Source organism: Williamsia sp. CHRR-6, assembly GCF_018474015.1.
Lineage (GTDB): Bacteria > Actinomycetota > Actinomycetes > Mycobacteriales > Mycobacteriaceae > Williamsia_A.
On the sequence record NZ_JAHCSG010000002.1, the window covers coordinates 346,979 to 363,038 of the forward strand.

General features: G+C 68.0%; 15 protein-coding genes and 1 tRNA gene. 8 read left to right on the forward strand and 8 right to left on the reverse strand.

Annotation, left to right across the window (positions count from 1 at the left end; all coding sequences use genetic code 11):
* The first annotated feature begins 4 nt into the window (after positions 1–4).
* Positions 5–1,825 (forward strand): glutamine--fructose-6-phosphate transaminase (isomerizing), encoded by a 1,821-nt coding sequence (glmS, locus tag KIK15_RS07465; RefSeq protein ID WP_214243559.1) that lies wholly within the window; start codon positions 5–7, stop codon positions 1,823–1,825.
* Positions 1,826–1,888: 63 nt separating this feature from the next.
* On the opposite strand, the gene KIK15_RS07470 is transcribed toward glmS, so the two are convergent.
* The 3 genes from KIK15_RS07470 to KIK15_RS07480 form a co-directional block, all read right to left on the reverse strand.
* Complete coding sequence (locus KIK15_RS07470) at positions 1,889–2,584, reverse strand: SAF domain-containing protein (protein WP_214243560.1); 696 nt, start codon at positions 2,582–2,584, stop codon at positions 1,889–1,891.
* Positions 2,585–2,687: 103 nt separating this feature from the next.
* Positions 2,688–3,047, reverse strand: coding sequence for an FmdB family zinc ribbon protein (locus tag KIK15_RS07475; protein ID WP_214243561.1), 360 nt, complete (start codon positions 3,045–3,047; stop codon positions 2,688–2,690).
* A 100-nt stretch (positions 3,048–3,147) separates the two neighbouring features.
* The gene (locus tag KIK15_RS07480) at positions 3,148–3,756 is read right to left on the reverse strand and encodes a 5-formyltetrahydrofolate cyclo-ligase (RefSeq protein ID WP_307851781.1); all 609 of its coding nucleotides are present in this window, start codon (positions 3,754–3,756) and stop codon (positions 3,148–3,150) included.
* A gap of 128 nt (positions 3,757–3,884) precedes the next feature.
* Between KIK15_RS07480 and KIK15_RS07485 the strand changes: the two genes are divergently transcribed.
* Entirely contained in the window at positions 3,885–4,802 is a 918-nt protein-coding gene (locus KIK15_RS07485; RefSeq protein ID WP_374222830.1) for a UTP--glucose-1-phosphate uridylyltransferase, read from the forward strand.
* Positions 4,803–4,917: 115 nt separating this feature from the next.
* Positions 4,918–6,186 (forward strand): gephyrin-like molybdotransferase Glp, encoded by a 1,269-nt coding sequence (gene glp / locus KIK15_RS07490; protein ID WP_214243562.1) that lies wholly within the window; start codon positions 4,918–4,920, stop codon positions 6,184–6,186.
* A gap of 8 nt (positions 6,187–6,194) precedes the next feature.
* On the opposite strand, the gene KIK15_RS07495 is transcribed toward glp, so the two are convergent.
* Positions 6,195–7,442, reverse strand: coding sequence for a hypothetical protein (locus KIK15_RS07495; RefSeq protein WP_214243563.1), 1,248 nt, complete (start codon positions 7,440–7,442; stop codon positions 6,195–6,197).
* Positions 7,443–7,606: 164 nt separating this feature from the next.
* Here KIK15_RS07495 and KIK15_RS07500 point away from each other — a divergent pair, with 164 nt between their 5' ends.
* The 5 genes from KIK15_RS07500 to KIK15_RS07520 all read left to right on the forward strand — a co-directional run bounded on the left by KIK15_RS07500 (position 7,607) and on the right by KIK15_RS07520 (position 12,002).
* A complete protein-coding gene (locus KIK15_RS07500) occupies positions 7,607–8,272 on the forward strand; it encodes a GNAT family N-acetyltransferase (protein ID WP_214243564.1) in 666 nt (221 codons plus the stop codon).
* A 142-nt stretch (positions 8,273–8,414) separates the two neighbouring features.
* The gene (gene glpR, locus KIK15_RS07505) at positions 8,415–9,461 is read left to right on the forward strand and encodes a gephyrin-like molybdotransferase receptor GlpR (protein ID WP_214243565.1); all 1,047 of its coding nucleotides are present in this window, start codon (positions 8,415–8,417) and stop codon (positions 9,459–9,461) included.
* A gap of 179 nt (positions 9,462–9,640) precedes the next feature.
* Positions 9,641–9,713: transfer RNA gene (locus KIK15_RS07510), tRNA-Ala, on the forward strand.
* A 299-nt stretch (positions 9,714–10,012) separates the two neighbouring features.
* Positions 10,013–11,329, forward strand: coding sequence for an HNH endonuclease signature motif containing protein (locus KIK15_RS07515; protein WP_250324290.1), 1,317 nt, complete (start codon positions 10,013–10,015; stop codon positions 11,327–11,329).
* Between the two features lie 124 nt (positions 11,330–11,453).
* The gene (locus tag KIK15_RS07520) at positions 11,454–12,002 is read left to right on the forward strand and encodes an antibiotic biosynthesis monooxygenase (RefSeq protein WP_250324361.1); all 549 of its coding nucleotides are present in this window, start codon (positions 11,454–11,456) and stop codon (positions 12,000–12,002) included.
* A 55-nt stretch (positions 12,003–12,057) separates the two neighbouring features.
* On the opposite strand, the gene KIK15_RS07525 is transcribed toward KIK15_RS07520, so the two are convergent.
* Genes KIK15_RS07525 through KIK15_RS07540 form a run of 4 tightly spaced genes read right to left on the reverse strand, consistent with a single transcriptional unit; the run spans position 12,058 to position 15,993 of the window.
* Entirely contained in the window at positions 12,058–13,110 is a 1,053-nt protein-coding gene (locus KIK15_RS07525) for an ABC transporter ATP-binding protein (protein WP_214243567.1), read from the reverse strand.
* Positions 13,107–13,901: an ABC transporter permease gene (locus tag KIK15_RS07530; RefSeq protein WP_214243568.1), complete on the reverse strand. Its 795-nt coding sequence runs from the start codon at positions 13,899–13,901 to the stop codon at positions 13,107–13,109. The genes KIK15_RS07525 and KIK15_RS07530 overlap by 4 nt, the downstream gene beginning before the upstream one ends.
* Entirely contained in the window at positions 13,898–14,764 is an 867-nt protein-coding gene (locus KIK15_RS07535; protein ID WP_250324291.1) for an ABC transporter permease subunit, read from the reverse strand. The genes KIK15_RS07530 and KIK15_RS07535 overlap by 4 nt, the downstream gene beginning before the upstream one ends.
* Entirely contained in the window at positions 14,734–15,993 is a 1,260-nt protein-coding gene (locus KIK15_RS07540) for an ABC transporter substrate-binding protein (RefSeq protein WP_250324292.1), read from the reverse strand. Before KIK15_RS07540 ends, KIK15_RS07535 begins: the two co-directional genes overlap by 31 nt.
* Positions 15,994–16,060 lie beyond the last annotated feature (67 nt).

A 16,060-nucleotide genomic window follows, 5' to 3' on the forward strand; every position in this document is an offset into this window, starting at 1 on the left:
CACCATGTGTGGAATCGTCGGATACATCGGATCTCGTCCCGCCCGCCCCTTCCTCGTCGAGGGCCTCACCCGGTTGGAGTACCGCGGCTACGACTCGGCCGGGGTGGCGGTGCTCGGTGCGTCGGGGACCACGGTGGTCAAGCAGGTGGGGCGGGTTCGTCAGCTCGAGCAGACCCTGCCCAAGCGGATGGCCGGCAAGCTGGGGATCGGCCACACCCGGTGGGCCACCCATGGCCCGGCCACCGCGGCCAATGCGCATCCGCATCAGGGTGCGGCCGGTCGGATCGCGTTGGTGCACAACGGGATCATCGATAATGCGGCCGGCCTGCGGGCGCAGCTGACCGAGTCGGGGATCGCCCTGTCCAGTGACACCGACACCGAGGTGCTGGCCCATCTCATCGAGCGTTCGGCGGCTGACACCCTCGAGGACGCGGTGCTCGACGCGCTGGAAAGGGTGACCGGTACCTATGCGTTGGCCGTCATCGACACCGCCCATCCGGATCGGATCGTGGTGGCGCGCAGTGGGTCCCCACTGATCCTCGGTGTGGGCTCGGGGGAGATGCTGATCGCCAGCGACCTCGCCGCCCTGGTCCGCCACACCAACCAGGTGGTGCACCTCGACGACGGCGAGTTGGCGACGGTCACCGCCGGCGGGTTCGCCACTTTCGACCGCAGTCGCACCGCCACCGAACGGCAGCCGGTCGAGATCGCGGTGGCGGCCGAGGATCTCGAGCACAGCGGCTATGAGACCTATCTACTCAAGGAGCTGCACGAACAACCTGCGGCGGCAGAGTTGGTGATGCGTGGTCGGCTGGACGAACGTTTCGCCACCACCCGCCTCGACGGGCTGCGGATGGACCCGCGCGAACTGCGCAGCTTCACCCGCGTCAAGATTCTCGGTTGCGGATCGGCTTACTACATAGGGCAATTCGGGGCGCAGCTGATCGAAGACCTTGCGCGTATCCCGGCTGACGCCGAACCGGCGTCGGAGTTCCGGTACCGGCAGCCCATCATCGAGCCGTCCACCCTGTACGTGGTGGTGTCGCAGAGCGGGGAGACCGCCGACACCGCGTTCGCCGTGGCGGAGATCCGTCGCAAGGGCGGTCGCGTGGTGGGTTTGGTCAACGTGGTCGGTTCGACCATCGCACGCGCCGTGGACGGCGGCATCTATCTGCATGCGGGGCCGGAGATCTCGGTGGCCTCGACCAAGGCGTTGACCAACATGGGGGTGGCTTTCGCGTTGCTGGCCGTGCACCTGGGGCGACTGCATGACCTGTCGTTCGCCGACGGTCAGCGCATTCTCGCTGCCCTGCATCGTCTTCCTGGACAGATCGAGCAGATCCTCGGCGATGACGGTGCCATCGCCGCCATCGCCGCGCGGCTTGCGGGTGCGCGCAGCGCGCTCTACATCGGGCGGGTGCGGGGCTTCCCGGTGGCCCGTGAGGGAGCCCAGAAACTGAAGGAGATCAGCTACATCCACGCCGAGGCCTACCAGACCAGCGAGCTCAAGCACGGTCCGCTGGCACTGATCGACCCCGACCTGCCCACGGTGGCCGTCATCGGTGACGATGCGTTGACCGACCGCAACATCGCTGCGGCACAACAGGTGCTGGCCCGCGGTGGACCGGTGTATGCCATCACCCATCCGGGTGTGGATCTGGCGCATCTGCCCGTCGAGACCATCGTGGTCCCCAAGTCCGAACCCGAGCTGGATCCGTTGCTGATGATCATCCCCACCCAGCTGTTGGCCTACCACGCGGCGGTGGCGTTGGGGCGCGATGTGGACAAGCCACGCAACCTGGCCAAGTCGGTGACCGTCGAGTAGCGCAGCGGATCAATCTGGACCGAGTAGCGCAGCGGATCAGTCTGGACCGAGTAGCGCAGCGGTTCAATGGAATACGACGGTGACCGGTGCCGACAGGGCCACCGCCGCCACCTCGTGGGCGGCTTTCTCGCTCATGGCCAGCATCACCACCGCTGGTGCCCGCGTACGGGCGTCGCGGTGGGGGACCAACGCCACGATCGCGCCGCGCACCAGCAGGCGAGCAGACGGCGGTGCCGCGCGTGGGGTGTCGCTGTCGGTCGCGGCGGCGCCTGCGTCGGGGGTCTCGGTCACCACGTCCACCGCATCACCGGCGCGCAGTAGGTCGATCACCGCGTCGTCGGCCAGTCGGATGGGAACCAGACGCGCATCGGGGTCGCCGGTCAACGAGCCGGGCAGTCGTGCCGACAGCAGGCGGGCGTCGGTCATGATCTCGCCCTTGCGGATGGGGCCGGTGACGGTGCGGCCCACGCCGTCGCGGTCCATCCGCAGCGCCCCGGCGGGAACCAGGTCTGGGGCGACGCGCAGCGTGGTGAGGTCGGTGCCCACCAGCGCTGTTCCGGGTGTGAGATCGCGGGTGGCCACCACCACGATGGCGGGGGCGTCGTCGCGTTGGGCCAGAACTGCCATCGCGACCGATCCGATCAACAGCGCGGCGGCGGCGATGCGACGGACCAGCAGGGTGCGTACCCAACCGGGTCGGGTCGCGCGGTGCAAGCGGTCGAGCACGGTGGGGTCGAGCCGAACACGATCGGAGGCCATGCGGTGACGCTAGAACTCGGCCGGCGCGAGGTGCGCTGGACGCGGTGGTGACCCTGGGGATGGAGCCGATCTGTGGATCCCAGCGGGATCAGGACGCGCAGGGTCAGGAAGCGGCGGCCGAGGTGCTCGGGGTGGAACTCGACGAGCCCGAACTCGACGAGCCCGATCCCGACGAGCCCGAACCTGATGGGCCCGACGAGCCCGAGTCCGAACCGCCCGAGCCCGAGGACGAACCGGAATCCGACGATGCAGCGGCCGGGGCGGCACTCTCGGATGCACTGGAGCCCGAACGACTGTCGGTGCGGTAGAAGCCACTTCCCTTGAACACGATGCCCACGCTGTTGAACAGCTTGCGCAGCTTGCCCTGACATTGCGGGCACTCGGTCAGCGACTCGTCGCTGAACGACTGCACGATGTCGAACCGGTTGTCGCACTGGGTGCATGCGTAGGAGTAAGTGGGCACCGGTACCTCCACGAAACGGCTGAGCTGGGAACTGGATGCGACGCTGACCTGCCTGCGTTGCGCAATACGCCACATTCTAGCGCGGATGCTGGCACTCACCTCATGGGAGTGCCAACACCAGGCCTGCGCTGGGCGTGAGTACCGCGTGCAGCCCGACATCGAGGTCGTCGGTCGGTACCTCGTCGAGCAGCTCGTCGTCGTGCACCACCCCGACCAGCAGCGGCGGGCGGCCGCTCAGGCGAGCCAACGTGCGGTCGTAGTAACCGGCCCCGCGGCCCAACCGGGCACCGCGTCGATCACACGCCAGCGCGGGCACCAGCACCATCGCCGCCTCGGTGATCGCGTGTTGGCCGACCGATTCGCCGGACGGCTCGCGCAGACCGTAGCGGCCCGGTCGCAGATCGTCCGGGCCGTCGTAGGTGGCCCAGTTCACCACCGTCGGCGGGCCGGGTGGGGTGATCGGCAACAGCACCCGGATCGACTGCTCACGGAGGGCGGCGAGCATCGCGTCTGTGCCCGGTTCACCCCCGACCGCCACATAGGCACACACCGTGTCACCAGCAGAGACCCCCGGCAGGCCTGCGCGCACCCGAGCCCCCAGGGCTGCGTCGACGGCGCGCCGCTCGGCGGTGTCGCGGGCCCGGCGAGCGGCCAGCAGGCGCGTGCGCAGCGCGTCCTTGGCGGCGCGCGATGAGGTGTCACTCGCCACTGTTCTCCTGCCGTCGGACGCTGCGATGCCCGTCACCCTATAAGTTCAGTGCACGCATGATCACCGTGGCGCGAGTGTGCGCTCACGTGTGCAGTCGATGGGTGAAGGGGTTGACGACAGTGTCGAAGGTGACCGAGTACGAGCACGTGCCCAACACACCACCGATCCCGAGGACCGCCATCGTCCCCGCGGCCGGTCTGGGCACCCGGTTCCTACCCGCCACCAAGACGGTGCCCAAGGAGCTGCTGCCGGTCGTCGACACCCCGGGCATCGAGCTGGTGGCCGAGGAAGCCAAGTCCGCCGGCGCCGAACGGCTGCTCATCATCACCTCGCCCGGCAAAGACGGCGTGGTGGCGCATTTCGTCGAGGACCTGGTGTTGGAGAACACCCTGGAGAAGCGTGGCAAGGCAGCCATGTTGGCCAAGGTGCGCAAGGCGCCGTCGTTGATGGAGGTGTCCTCGGTCATCCAGGACAAGCCCCTGGGACTCGGGCACGCGGTGGGTTGTGTGGAATCGGTGCTGGACGACGACGAGGACGCGGTGGCGGTGCTGCTGCCCGACGACCTGGTGCTGCCCGGTGGGGTGCTGGAGGTGATGGCCCGCACGCGGGCGCGTCGCGGCGGAACGGTGTTGTGTGCCATCGAGGTCCCCAACGACAAGATCAGTGCCTACGGCGTCTTCGACGTCGAGGAGCTGCCGGATGCCAACAACCCCAACGTGATGCGGCTCAAGGGCATGGTCGAAAAGCCTGACGCCAAAGACGCGCCGTCGAATTATGCTGCGGCGGGCCGATACATCCTCGACCGCGCCATCTTCGACGCGCTGCGCCGCATCACCCCGGGTGCCGGCGGCGAACTGCAGTTGACCGACGCCATCGCCCTGCTGATCGCCGAGGGGCATCCGGTGCATGTGGTGGTGCACAAGGGAACCCGGCACGATCTGGGCAATCCGGGCGGCTACCTCAAGGCTGCGGTCGACTTCGCTCTCGATCGCGAGGACTACGGCCCGGAGCTGCGCGAGTTCCTGCTGGAGCGGCTCAAGCAGTGATGCCGCAGGCCGCGTCGCGCCACCAGATGCGGGTGCCGACCGACTAACGTCAGTCGGCGAGGCGCCCGATCGGCGGGCGGCCGGAGCACGGCGACGGGCCAGGGTGGGAGGCGAGATGCGTTCGGTCGAGGATCACCTCACACGGGTCACAGCCGCCGCGGTCGCGCCCCGACCGGTGCGGGTGGCCATCTCCGAGGCGCAGGGATTGTTGTGCGCGGAGGAAGTGGTCACCGAGGCGCCCATGCCGTCGTTCGACCAAGCCGCCATCGACGGCTACGCGGTGCGAAGCGTGGACGTGGCCGAGGCGGGCATCGTGGCCGACGAGGAGTCCGACGCCCCCGGTGAGCACGTGGTGGTGGTGCTGCCGGTGGTCGGGGAGTTGGAAGCCGGCTCTCGCAACCCCACGCGACTGCAGCCCCGGCAGGCGGTGCGGGTGGAAACCGGTGCGCCGCTGCCCACTCTGGCCGATGCGGTGCTGCCGCTGCGCTGGACCGACGGCGGCATGTCGAAGGTGAAGGTGGGTCACGCAGTCGAGTCCGGCGACTACGTGCGTCGCATCGGCGACGACGTACAGCCCGGCGACATCGCGGTCCGCGCCGGCACCATCATCGGGGCCGCGCAGGTGGGTTTGCTTGCTGCCGTTGGCCGTACCCGCGTGCTGGTGCATCCCCGGCCACGGCTGTCGGTGATCTCGGTGGGCGGTGAACTCGTCGACATCGATCGCCAACCCGGGCCAGGGCAGATCTTCGACGTCAACAGCTACTCGCTGGCCGCTGCCGCGCGAGATGCCGGGGCGGACGTGAACCGGGTCGGCATCGCCAGCCGCGAGCCCTCGCAGCTACGCGATGTGGTCGAGGGGCAGTTGATCCGATCGGAGATCGTGGTGATCTGTGCGCCGTTGGGCGGCACCGCATCTGAGGACATCTGCGATGCGTTGGCGCCGCTGGGCGACATCGATGTGGCACGCATCGCGATGCATCCCGCGTCGGTGCAGGGGTTCGGTCAGCTGGGCCGCGACGAGGTACCGACGTTTCTGCTGCCCTCCAACCCGGTGAGTGCGCTGGTCGCGTTCGAGGTGATGGTGCGGCCGTTGGTGCGTATCGCGTTGGGCAAACGCAAGCCGATGCGTCGGGTGATCCGGGCCAGGACGATCGGGCCGATCGCCTCGGTGCGTGGTCGAAAAGGTTATCTGCGTGGACAATTGATGCGTGATGAACAGTCCGGCGAATACCTGGTGCAGGTGATCGGCAGCTCCGAGAGCGGATCGTCGCACCTGCTGGCCGGGCTGGCCGAGGCCAACTGTCTGGTGATGGTCGACGCCGACGTCGACGACGTGCGCACCGGCGACGAGGTGGATGTCGCCTTCCTCGCCCAGCGCGGCTGAGGGCGCGACTATTTCGCGTTCTGGTCGGCCTTGTTGAGGATCAGGTACTGCGCGGTGGCCAACTGCTGCGTGGTTTTCGGGTCGGCGTCGTAGACCACGGCCACGTAGCGGCCGTTGAGTACGTAGCAGCCGTTGCGTGAGCCTGCCTGGGTCTTCAGGGACAGGCACGACACCGACGACACCCCAGGCGGTGGTGGAACCTCCTCATAGCCGGCCTGTTTGTCCGAGGCGATCAGGCCGTCGCGCAACTCCACGGCTTTGAGTGGGGTGTCGGCCCGCAGCACGATGCTGCGCCAGAACGCGTTGTACAGCGAGCCTGTTTTCGCCAGCAGTGCCACCGTTCCCTGCGGATCGGTGAACAGGGTGGCCATCCCGCGTACGCCGTACACCGCCCGGGTGGTGCCCAGCATCGACCGGCTGTCGGTGTCGGCGGGGATGGCATAGATCAGGATGTTGTTCTGGTCGATCTTCACCCGGGCCGGCACGTTCGGATTCGACACGGTCGCAGGGAATTTGGCGATGAATGGCGCCTGCATGCGCACGGCTCGATCGATCTGGGCGGGCAGCTCGGCCCGCCGCGCGGTACTGGTCGCCACGATGGTGTAGAAGGCGTAGGGACCGAAGGAGGTGAACGCCGTCATCGTCGTCAACCCGGCCCCTTCGATCGTGGTCGACGTGCTGGCCAGCGTGTTCGGCAGACCCGGCAGCGGTACCGGTGTCTCAGGGGTGAGGCCGGTCGACGGCGATCGCAGCGATGCCCCGAACATCGCGCGGGCAGCTGCGGCCGCACCGGCTGATGTCGTATAGCGCAACACCATGTGGGTGATGCCGGTGGCGTCGGGATCGTTCGTGCCGTCGCCGGGTGTGCGACCCGACACCACGAAGCCGGCCAGGAACCTCGAGTTGGGTCCGTCCACCGCATCTGCGATGGCGGTGTTGTTGCGGAACACCCGCTGGAACGAGTCCCGCCCCCTGATCACCTCACTGGGCGTATCCGATTGGCGCACAGACGAATTGATCTCGAAGGGCAACACGATGAACTCGGCCATCCGCTGACCCTCGATGTAGTTCAGCTCCACATCTGGTTGTACGGCGTACCCGAATTGTGGCGACGGGGCGCTGGGAAACCCGCCGGTGTCGAGTGTGGTGGCGTCTGCGGACTTCGACGATGTGACGCTCTTGCCGTCGACGGTGCTCGCACAACCGGTGGCGACGGCGATCACGGTGAGCAGCGCGAGCAATCGTCTGGTGTCCATTCGTGCTGCCGCTCCCGGTCATCGTTCGATTTGTACGGCTGATGAGGTTAGTCGCCAAGAGGTCTCGCGGAGTCTCACATTCTCACCAGCTCTCATCGCTTCAACCGGGTGTCGAGCCCGCCCAGGGTGCCCGCGGGCACCATAGGTCGTAATACGCTGCGCAGATGAGTGGTCGATGGTGGGGTTCCTCGGGGCGCCACCCTGGGTGGCCTACCCGGCTGGGTCCCGTCGTCACGGCCGCAGGGCAGGTCACGCTGCGGGGTGTGCGGTTGCGCGACGCCCGCACCTGGAGCGCCCTGCGTATCAAGAATCAGAACACCCTCATCCCGTGGGAACCCACCGGTCATGGTGACTGGCGGGCCCGTCACCATCCCTCGGCGTGGCCGTCGCTGCACTCGGTGCTGCGGCGTGAGGCCACCGCGGGAACCATGTTGCCTCTGGTCATCGAGGTGAACGGGACGTTCGCGGGCCAGTTGACCATCGGCAACATCCAACGTGGAGCGTTGCGTAACGCCTGGATCGGGTACTGGGTGGACGCCGACATGACCGGTCGAGGAGTCGCGACAGCGGCGGTGGCGTTGGCGGTGGACCATTGCTTCGGGCCGGTGGGCCTGCATCGCCTGGAGGCCACCGTGCAACCAGCCAACGCGGCGTCCAAGGCGGTGCTGAGGAAGGTGGGGTTCCGGCAGGAAGGACTGCTGGAGCGCTACATGGACATCGACAGCGGTTGGCGGGATCACCTGCTGTTCGCCCTCACCACCGAGGAGATCGTCGGCACCGCGGTGGACACCCTCATCCGGGCCGGCCGTCTCACACTGCCCGGTCGCTGACCTCCTGCGTCACACGCGTTTCAGTTATCTGGTGGCGGTGTCGGCGCGTCTGCGCTGGTCCGGGCCCCATGCGCCATAGCCTGATCGACAAGGTCTCGTGTGTCGCGCGAAGACGTCGGATCAGGAGAGGAGAGCATCGGCCATGCCCAATTCCGTGCTGTGGGTACTGCTGGTGGCGATCTGGTTGTTCGTCCTGGTGCCGATGGTCATCAAGGATCGTCCCGAAGTGCGCAAGACCACCGAGGCGACCCTGGCCACGCGGGTGCTCAGCCGTGGCGGGCAGACCATGGCCCGGGCTCGACGGCGGGTGGCCACCGGTCGTCATCCGCATGACGCCGAATGGACGCCGCCGGTACGCGAGTACCGCAAGCCCGGGGTGTTGATCAACGTCGACGACGACCATTCCGATGTCCAGACCGAGGTGGCCGACGAGGTCACTGAGGCTGATCTCGATATCGACAGCGGTGTCGACTCGGTGTCGACTGCCGAGGCCGACGCGGCGCCCGAGGCGTCGGATGTTGCCGGTACCGAGGGTGACTCGCCTGGCGACGAGATCGATGACAACGTGGTCGCCGAGGTCGATGGCTCGGCTCGTGACGACTCCGACGTCGAGGAATCCGACGGCTACGCCAGCGACAGCCACGACGGCGATGTCGACGACAGCGTGGCCGACGATCGGGACGCGGCGGATGACGACTCCGACTACGAGGTGGTCTCCGAGCCGCTGACGCGCCGTGGGCGCGGGGGCTACGACCCGGTGGCCGATCAGCGGCGCAGCGAGCGCCGCTACCGCACCCGCCAACGCGTGGTGCTGGCGTTGGCTGCGTTGGCCATCATCGCGCTGGGAGTGGGTGTGGCCCTGGGTGGTTCGGCATGGGCCGCGCCGGGCGTGGCGGTGGTCGCACTGCTGGGATATCTGGCGTTCCTGCGGCGCACCGTTCGTATCGAGGAGCGTATCCGGCGCCAGCGCGCGGCCCGAGCGGCCGAGGTGGCGCGCGCCGAGGGGCGGCTGCGCCGTGAGTCGCGCCAGGTGGTGCCTGATCAGATACCCGACCGTCTGCGTCGACCCGGTGGCGCGGTGGTGTTGGAGATCGACGATGAGCATCCCGTGTTCGAGCATCTGCCGCCGTTCCAGCGCCGTCGCGTGATGCGTGAGGACGCCGAGTTCAGCCGGGCGGTCGGCGAGTAGTGATCACGTGGGAGTCGTTGTGCACCAGTGCAATGCGGCTCCCGGAGACTGATGGCGAATGCTACTGGTGCGCACAGGAACCGCGGGAGGCCAAGCCATCAGCCTGCTCACGTCGATGGCCTCTGAGCTGCCGTTTTCCCCGGCTGCGCGCCCTTTGCTAGGCTCGTGGAGCTGTACCAGGGGCTATAGCGCAGTTGGTAGCGCGTCTCGTTCGCATCGAGAAGGTCAGGGGTTCGATTCCCCTTAGCTCCACTCTCAGGCCACTGCGTTTGCTTGTCGAGCGAGCAGTCCGGCGATTCAGGTTTTGCGTTCTTCCGAGATGTCTTCGACGCCAGCGGACATGCTCGTCGACATGGGCTGACCCCCGAACGGACCGCCAACCGCGTTCCGCGGAACGCGGTTCAGGCGGATTGTCATAGGGTGCCGTTAGGCTGCGGCTAGTTGGATCGTCGCAGTTCACGGGGGGTATTTCAGTGTCGGTCACCGCGTTGCCAGTGTCACCGTCGGATCTGTTTGATCAGGCGGCGCCGGAGGGGTTGAGTGATCGGGAGTTGACTGATCGGGTGGTCGGGCATGCCACTCAGATCGCGGCGTTGACGGCCCGGTTCCTGGATCTGTTGCGTGTGTTTGATGAGCGGGGGGTGTGGACGGGGGCTGGTATCCGCTCGTGCGCGCACTGGCTGTCGTGGAAGACCGGGTTGTCGTTGCGGACTGCGCAGGATCATCTGCGGATCGCTCACGCACTGACCGAGCTACCACTACTGCGTGCGGCGTTCGCGCAGGGCCGCCTGTCGTATTCGAAGGTTCGGGCGGTCACCCGGGTTGCCACCCCCGACCGGGAAACCGAACTGCTGACTGTGGCGATCTCGGCGACCGCCGCCCAGGTGGAGCGGGTGGTCCGTTCCATCGCCCACATCGACCGCGCCCAGGACGAGTACACGGCCGGGCGGGTCGACTCCTCAGCCCGCTGGCGGTGGTGTGATGACGGGACCCTGGCGGTGACGATGCGACTGTCCCCGGTCGATGGGGCCCGGTTCCTGGCCGGGGTGGTGCGCAGCGAGTACGAACGGACCCGCACCACCGGCGACCCCGATGTCCCCATCCCCACCACCACCCGCGACGGCGACGGCGAGGAGGTGGTGGTGGCGGCGAAACCGGATCTGTGGCGCCATGTTCCCGCCAACATCGCTGATGCGGTGATCGTGATGGCTGATGCCGCCCGCACCGCGATCGCGATGCCGGAGTTCGCGCCCGGCGCCGAAATCGTCATCCACACCGACAGCGCCACCGATTCCAGCGTCGATGCGCATCTCGATGATGGACCTCCTCTCACGGCCGCCGAGGTAGATGCAGCATCCTGCGGTGGTTCCACCCGCACCATCGGCCACGCGCCACGCCCGACGAGGGGTGCCCGGCGTGGGGTGGCGTTGACGTTCGGGCGTAAACGCCGTCTCCCGACGCATGCGTTGCTGCGGGTGGTGTTCGAACGTGACCGTGGTTGCCGGCATCCGGTGTGTGGCCGTACCCGACACCTACACGCCCACCATGTGCGGTTCTGGCGTGACGGTGGCACCACCGACCCCGACAACCTGATCATGCTGTGTTCCACCCACCACCAGGCACTGCACCACGGGGTGTTCACCATCGAAGCTCGCGGCAACCAACAATTCAGTTTCCACCGCCCCGACGGCACCCTCATCGACACCGCACCCACACTCGCGGTGACCGGAAACTGGTTGCCCAACACCACACTTCATCCCACCGCGATCACACCCATCGAACCCGGACCCCTCGACCTGGCCTACACCATCGAAGTCCTCTACGGCATCTGGGACCACACACCATCACGCCACCCGATCGCCGCCTGACCGCGTTCCGCGGAACGCGGCTCGGGTCGAGGCCGGACCGTTTCGGTGCGACCATGGGCTCATGGCATCCCCACCCGAGCAGTCCGCGTCCGATCCAGATGCGCCGCCGTCGGGTCCCGACTCGATGCACGTCACGACGTCGGTGGCGCGGCGGGTGGAGCCGGGGCGTGAACACGACTTCGTGGCCTGGACCGATGCCGGGATCGCCCTGGTGCGAACGTTTCCCGGGTTCCTCGGCGGTGGCTGGCTACGGTCCTCGGCCGACCCCAGCGAGTACTACGTCATCTATCGGTTCGCCAGTGACTCCGACCGGCAGGCCTGGACGCAGTCACCGGTACGCAAGGCATGGATATCGCGGGGCGAGGGTGTGGCAATCGACCGCGTCGAGCACCGACTGTCCGGAGTGGAGGGCTGGTTCGAGCCGCAGTCGACGCTGACCCACGCGGTTCGGGTGATGGGCGCGCCGCCGCCGCGATGGAAACAGGCCATCACCATCTGGCTCGGTTTCTTTCCCCTGAGCCTGGCGATCAACTTCGGCGTCATCGCTCACCTCGAGGGTGTCCCGCTGGTGCTGAAAACTCTCATCGCCACGCTTATCAACACCCCGCTGATGGTGTACCTGGTGTTGCCGTGGATCACAGCGCGACTACGGCGTTGGCTGGACAGCCGCTGACTGCACGTCAATCGGATTTTCCGCCCAGCCGACGGGAGTTTCCGCCCAGCCGACGTCAGGGGATCACCCAGCAGTGATCTGGTGGAAGGTGCACTCCCACAACGTCACCCACGTGCAGCGGGGAGTCGTCGGTGACGTCGGCGGTGACCGGTTCACCGTTCACATCGACCACTACCCGTCGGTTGATGCCGATCGGCTCGATGTCGGTGACCGTGCCGTCGCGCGTGGTCGGGCCTGCGGTGGTGATGCGAACGCGTTCCTGCCGGATCACCAGATGGCCACGCCCGACGATGCGTGGGTGATCGTCGGGCAGCTCCACCACACCCAGGCGGCTGTGGTGCCGGTGATCGCGTACCTCACCGGCAATGCTGTTGAGTCCACCCATGATGCGGTGCGCAGCGATCGACTGCGGCCGACGAAACGCATCGGTCACCGACGAGAGATGCACCATCACACCGTCATCGAGCAGCCCGATGCGTTCGGCCACCGTGGCGGCCTCGCTCTGATCGTGGGTGACCACCACGATCGTCGGCGCCAGCTCTGCGCGTATCCGGCGCAGCAGGTCATACATCTGGGTGCGCAGCGCGGTGTCCAACGCGCTGAACGGCTCGTCCAGCAACAGGATTCCCGGGCGCGCGGCCAACGTGCGCGCCAACGCCACCCGCTGCGCCTGTCCACCCGAGAGTTCGCTGCTGCCGCGATCGGCCAGCTCGCCCGCTGACACCAGATCCAGGTGGTGGCGTGCGGTGGCCCGAGCGGCGCGCCGCGACGCACCGTTGGCCCGATCAGCGAACGCCACGTTGTCCAGCACCGACAGATGCGGGAACAGCAGCGGCCGTTGGGTGAGGAAGCCCACCCGGCGGCGTTCGGGTGGCACCGCCGTCATGTCCACCCCGTCGATCACCACGCTGCCGCGCGTGGGAACATCCACCCCGGCGATGCACCGCAGCGCGGTGCTCTTGCCCGATCCCGAAGGACCCAGCAGCGCAACGCATTCCCCGGCCGACACCGACACGTTCAGGCCGTCCAGAGCGGGCCGGTCGGTTGCGCGGTGTGCTCGGGTGAGGTCGGTGACCGTCAGGGAGACACCGAGTCTGGTGGCGTTCACCGCGCACCCACCCGGCGCAGCCCGCCGACGGCCACCAACAGCGCCAACGGCGGGATGATCGCGGTCACCGACAGCACCGCAACCACCGAATCGTTGCCCACCCCGGCCGCGTATGAGGCGACCAGGATCGGGATGGTGCGCAGTTGGCCACCCCCGACCAACAGGGTCACCACATAGTCGCTCCAGCCGGTGAGGAACGCGAGAAACGTTGCGGTGGCCAGTGGTCGGGCCATCATCGGCAGCGTCACCCGGGAGAACACCGTCCACCGCCGGGCCCCCAACAACCTGGCCTGGTCCTCGTGGTCGGCACCGTGCGCGGCAAACCCCAGCCGCATCACCGTGGTCGTGTAGGGGATGGCCAGCACCGCCAGGATCACCACCACCGCCAGCTGCGCAGGGATGCGCGAACGCAACACCACGACGTCGAGGCCCAAGGAGATGGCGAACGCCGGAAAGACCAACGGCGCCATCAGGACCGCATAGGTCAGGCGTGGCGCCGGTACCCGACCCCGCGCCAGAGCCCACCCGGCCGCAGCTCCTACCGGCGTGGCGATGGCGGCCACCGTCAACGCCACCGCCGTCGACGTCACGAACGCCGAGCCCGCTCCGGAATCGGCGGCGGTCTGTGCCCCGGCCCATCCCCACTCCTGCGGTAATCGCGCCGGAAAGGGCCACCGATCGGCCACCGACCACAACAGCAGCGGCAGCAGGGGTGCGGCAAACCAGACGACCAGCAGCGCCCGCAACACCCGGCCTGCCCCGCCGGTGTCGCGCGGCGCGGTGATGCTCACCGCCACAACGACGTCCGTCGAACCAGTAGCAAGGCCGCCACGATGACACTCGCGGCGAGTGTCATGGTCACCACGGCCAGCGCCGCGGCTTGGGGTCGGGTGGTCAGGTCGATCGATCGGAACAGGCGGACCGCGCTGACCGCCAACGGTTCTGGGTAGGGCCGTCCCAACAGCCGGGGCACCTCGTAGGAGCCGACGGTGTAGGCGAAGGCGATGGCCGAGGTGAGGATCACCGTGGGTGCGGCCAGTGGCAGCGTCACCAACCGAAGCCGGGTACCTGGGCCCGCACCCAGGGACGCGGCCGCCTCATCGAGCGCGCGCCGCCGACCGGCCAACGCGCCGGTCACCACCACGGCGATGAAAGCGCCTTCCTTCCAGGCATATTCGATGATCACCGCGGCCCACCACCGGCCACCGACCAGCGGCGGCCACGCCGAGTCGACGCCCAGCCACCGCGGCAGCAGTCCTGAATCCCCTAGCAACAACCCCACAGCGGCAGCGCCGATCAGATGGGGCACGGGCACCGTCACCGACGCCACCGCCAGCGGGATACGCCGTCCCGAGGTGGCCACGACCGCCACTGTGAAGCCGATCAGCGCGGCCACGACGGTTGCCGCAGTGGCCACGCCCAGCGAGACGCGCAGGGATGCACCGAGTTCCGGTGCCAGCGCGCGGTATGCCGCCACCCCCGGCGTGGGCCGGCCGATCAGCGGTACCAGGCCCAGGCTCTGGGCGATGGCGGTGCCCACCGCAGTCCCTATCGTCGCGAGGACCAGCACCACGGCCGGGGCCGCCCACAGCCCACCACGCAGCCGGGCGACCATCGAGGTACTCAGCGGCCCGCCACCACCGATGCGCGCCAACCTTCGTCGAGAGGGTTCACCCACGCCGAGGACAACTCCGAATGTGCGTTGCGGGCCAACACCTCATACGGCGGCACCACCGGCGAGGCGGGCAACGCGGTGAACGCGGCCCGGTCGGTCGGGCTCAGCCGGTCGAGGTCGAGCACGGTGAACTGACCCCACACGTCTGGGCGTGCCTTGGCGGCCTGCTGAGCCGGCGACAGCGCCAGGTTGGCGACCACGCGGGCTCCGGCCTGGTTACCCGACGTCGACGGGATGGCCAAGAAGCTGGCGTTGCCGACGGTTCCGTCGGTCAGCGGCAGCACCTTCGTCTGCGCCGGGAACGTGCCCTTGGCCACCAGATCGGTCAGGGTGGCCGGTCCGTATGTCATGGTCATGTCCACCTGCTCGCCGGCGTAGAGCTCGTCGAGCTGGGCCGAGGTCTGGGGATAGGTCGACCCACCACGCCACAGCGACGGGGCCAGCTCCCGCAGGCGCTGGTACAGCTTCGGAGCCACACTGTCGAACGCAGTCTTGCTGTAGGACAACGGCACCCGGTTAGGCCCGCCGGAGACCGCGAGCAACGCCTCGCGGACGAACACCGAACCGGTGAAGTCCGGTGGTGCGGGGTAGGTGAACCGTCCCGGGTGCGCTTTCACCCAGTCCAGCAGCCCGGCGAAGGTGGTCGGCGGATCGCTGACGCGGGCGGCGTTGTAGGCGAACGTGAACTGGGCCTTGTGCCACGGTGCCTCACATCCGTCCACGCTGACGCCGAAGTCTTTGCTCAGCAGCGGATCAGCGGGGTCGACGTACTTCATGTTGGGTAGCGACGCCGTCCATCCGCACAACCAGGCCCCGGCCTGCTTCCCACTGGCGTAGTTGTCGCCGTTGACCCACACCAGGTCGACGGAGCCGTCGGTGCGACGGGCCTGTCGCTCGGAGAGGATGCGGGTCAACGCATCGGAGGTGTCGGCGATGGGAACGCGGCGCAGCGTCACCCCCAGTTGCCTGGCGGCTGGGATGAGGGTGCGGTCGACGTAGGCGTTGCCCTGGGTGTCCCCGCCGTACATCCACAGTGACACCGTCTGTCCCCGTGCCTGTTCGAGCACCTTCTCCCACGGCAGGTTCTTGGCCTCGAGCGGCGTCGAGTCGGGAGCGCTGCACGCGGCCGACCCCAGCAGTGCGGCCACCACCAGCATCACCACCGCCACCATCGACCCCCGCCGAGGATGCAGGGACGTTCGGGTCATCGACTTCTCCTCGGTGGGTGGGCATGGCTGCGCAGGTCGACGGCGACGTGGACCGCGTTGTGCTCTC

Bases quoted from the DNA above. Each gene is read 5' to 3' on its own strand.
- glmS (WP_214243559.1), top strand. From the start codon at position 5: ATGTGTGGAATCGTCGGATACATCGGATCTCGTCCCGCCCGCCCCTTC.
- KIK15_RS07470 (WP_214243560.1), bottom strand. From the start codon at position 2,584: ATGGCCTCCGATCGTGTTCGGCTCGACCCCACCGTGCTCGACCGCTTG.
- glp (WP_214243562.1), top strand. From the start codon at position 4,918: ATGCGTTCGGTCGAGGATCACCTCACACGGGTCACAGCCGCCGCGGTC.
- KIK15_RS07495 (WP_214243563.1), bottom strand. From the start codon at position 7,442: ATGGACACCAGACGATTGCTCGCGCTGCTCACCGTGATCGCCGTCGCC.
- KIK15_RS07500 (WP_214243564.1), top strand. From the start codon at position 7,607: ATGAGTGGTCGATGGTGGGGTTCCTCGGGGCGCCACCCTGGGTGGCCT.
- glpR (WP_214243565.1), top strand. From the start codon at position 8,415: ATGCCCAATTCCGTGCTGTGGGTACTGCTGGTGGCGATCTGGTTGTTC.
- KIK15_RS07520 (WP_250324361.1), top strand. From the start codon at position 11,454: ATGCACGTCACGACGTCGGTGGCGCGGCGGGTGGAGCCGGGGCGTGAA.
- KIK15_RS07540 (WP_250324292.1), bottom strand. From the start codon at position 15,993: ATGACCCGAACGTCCCTGCATCCTCGGCGGGGGTCGATGGTGGCGGTG.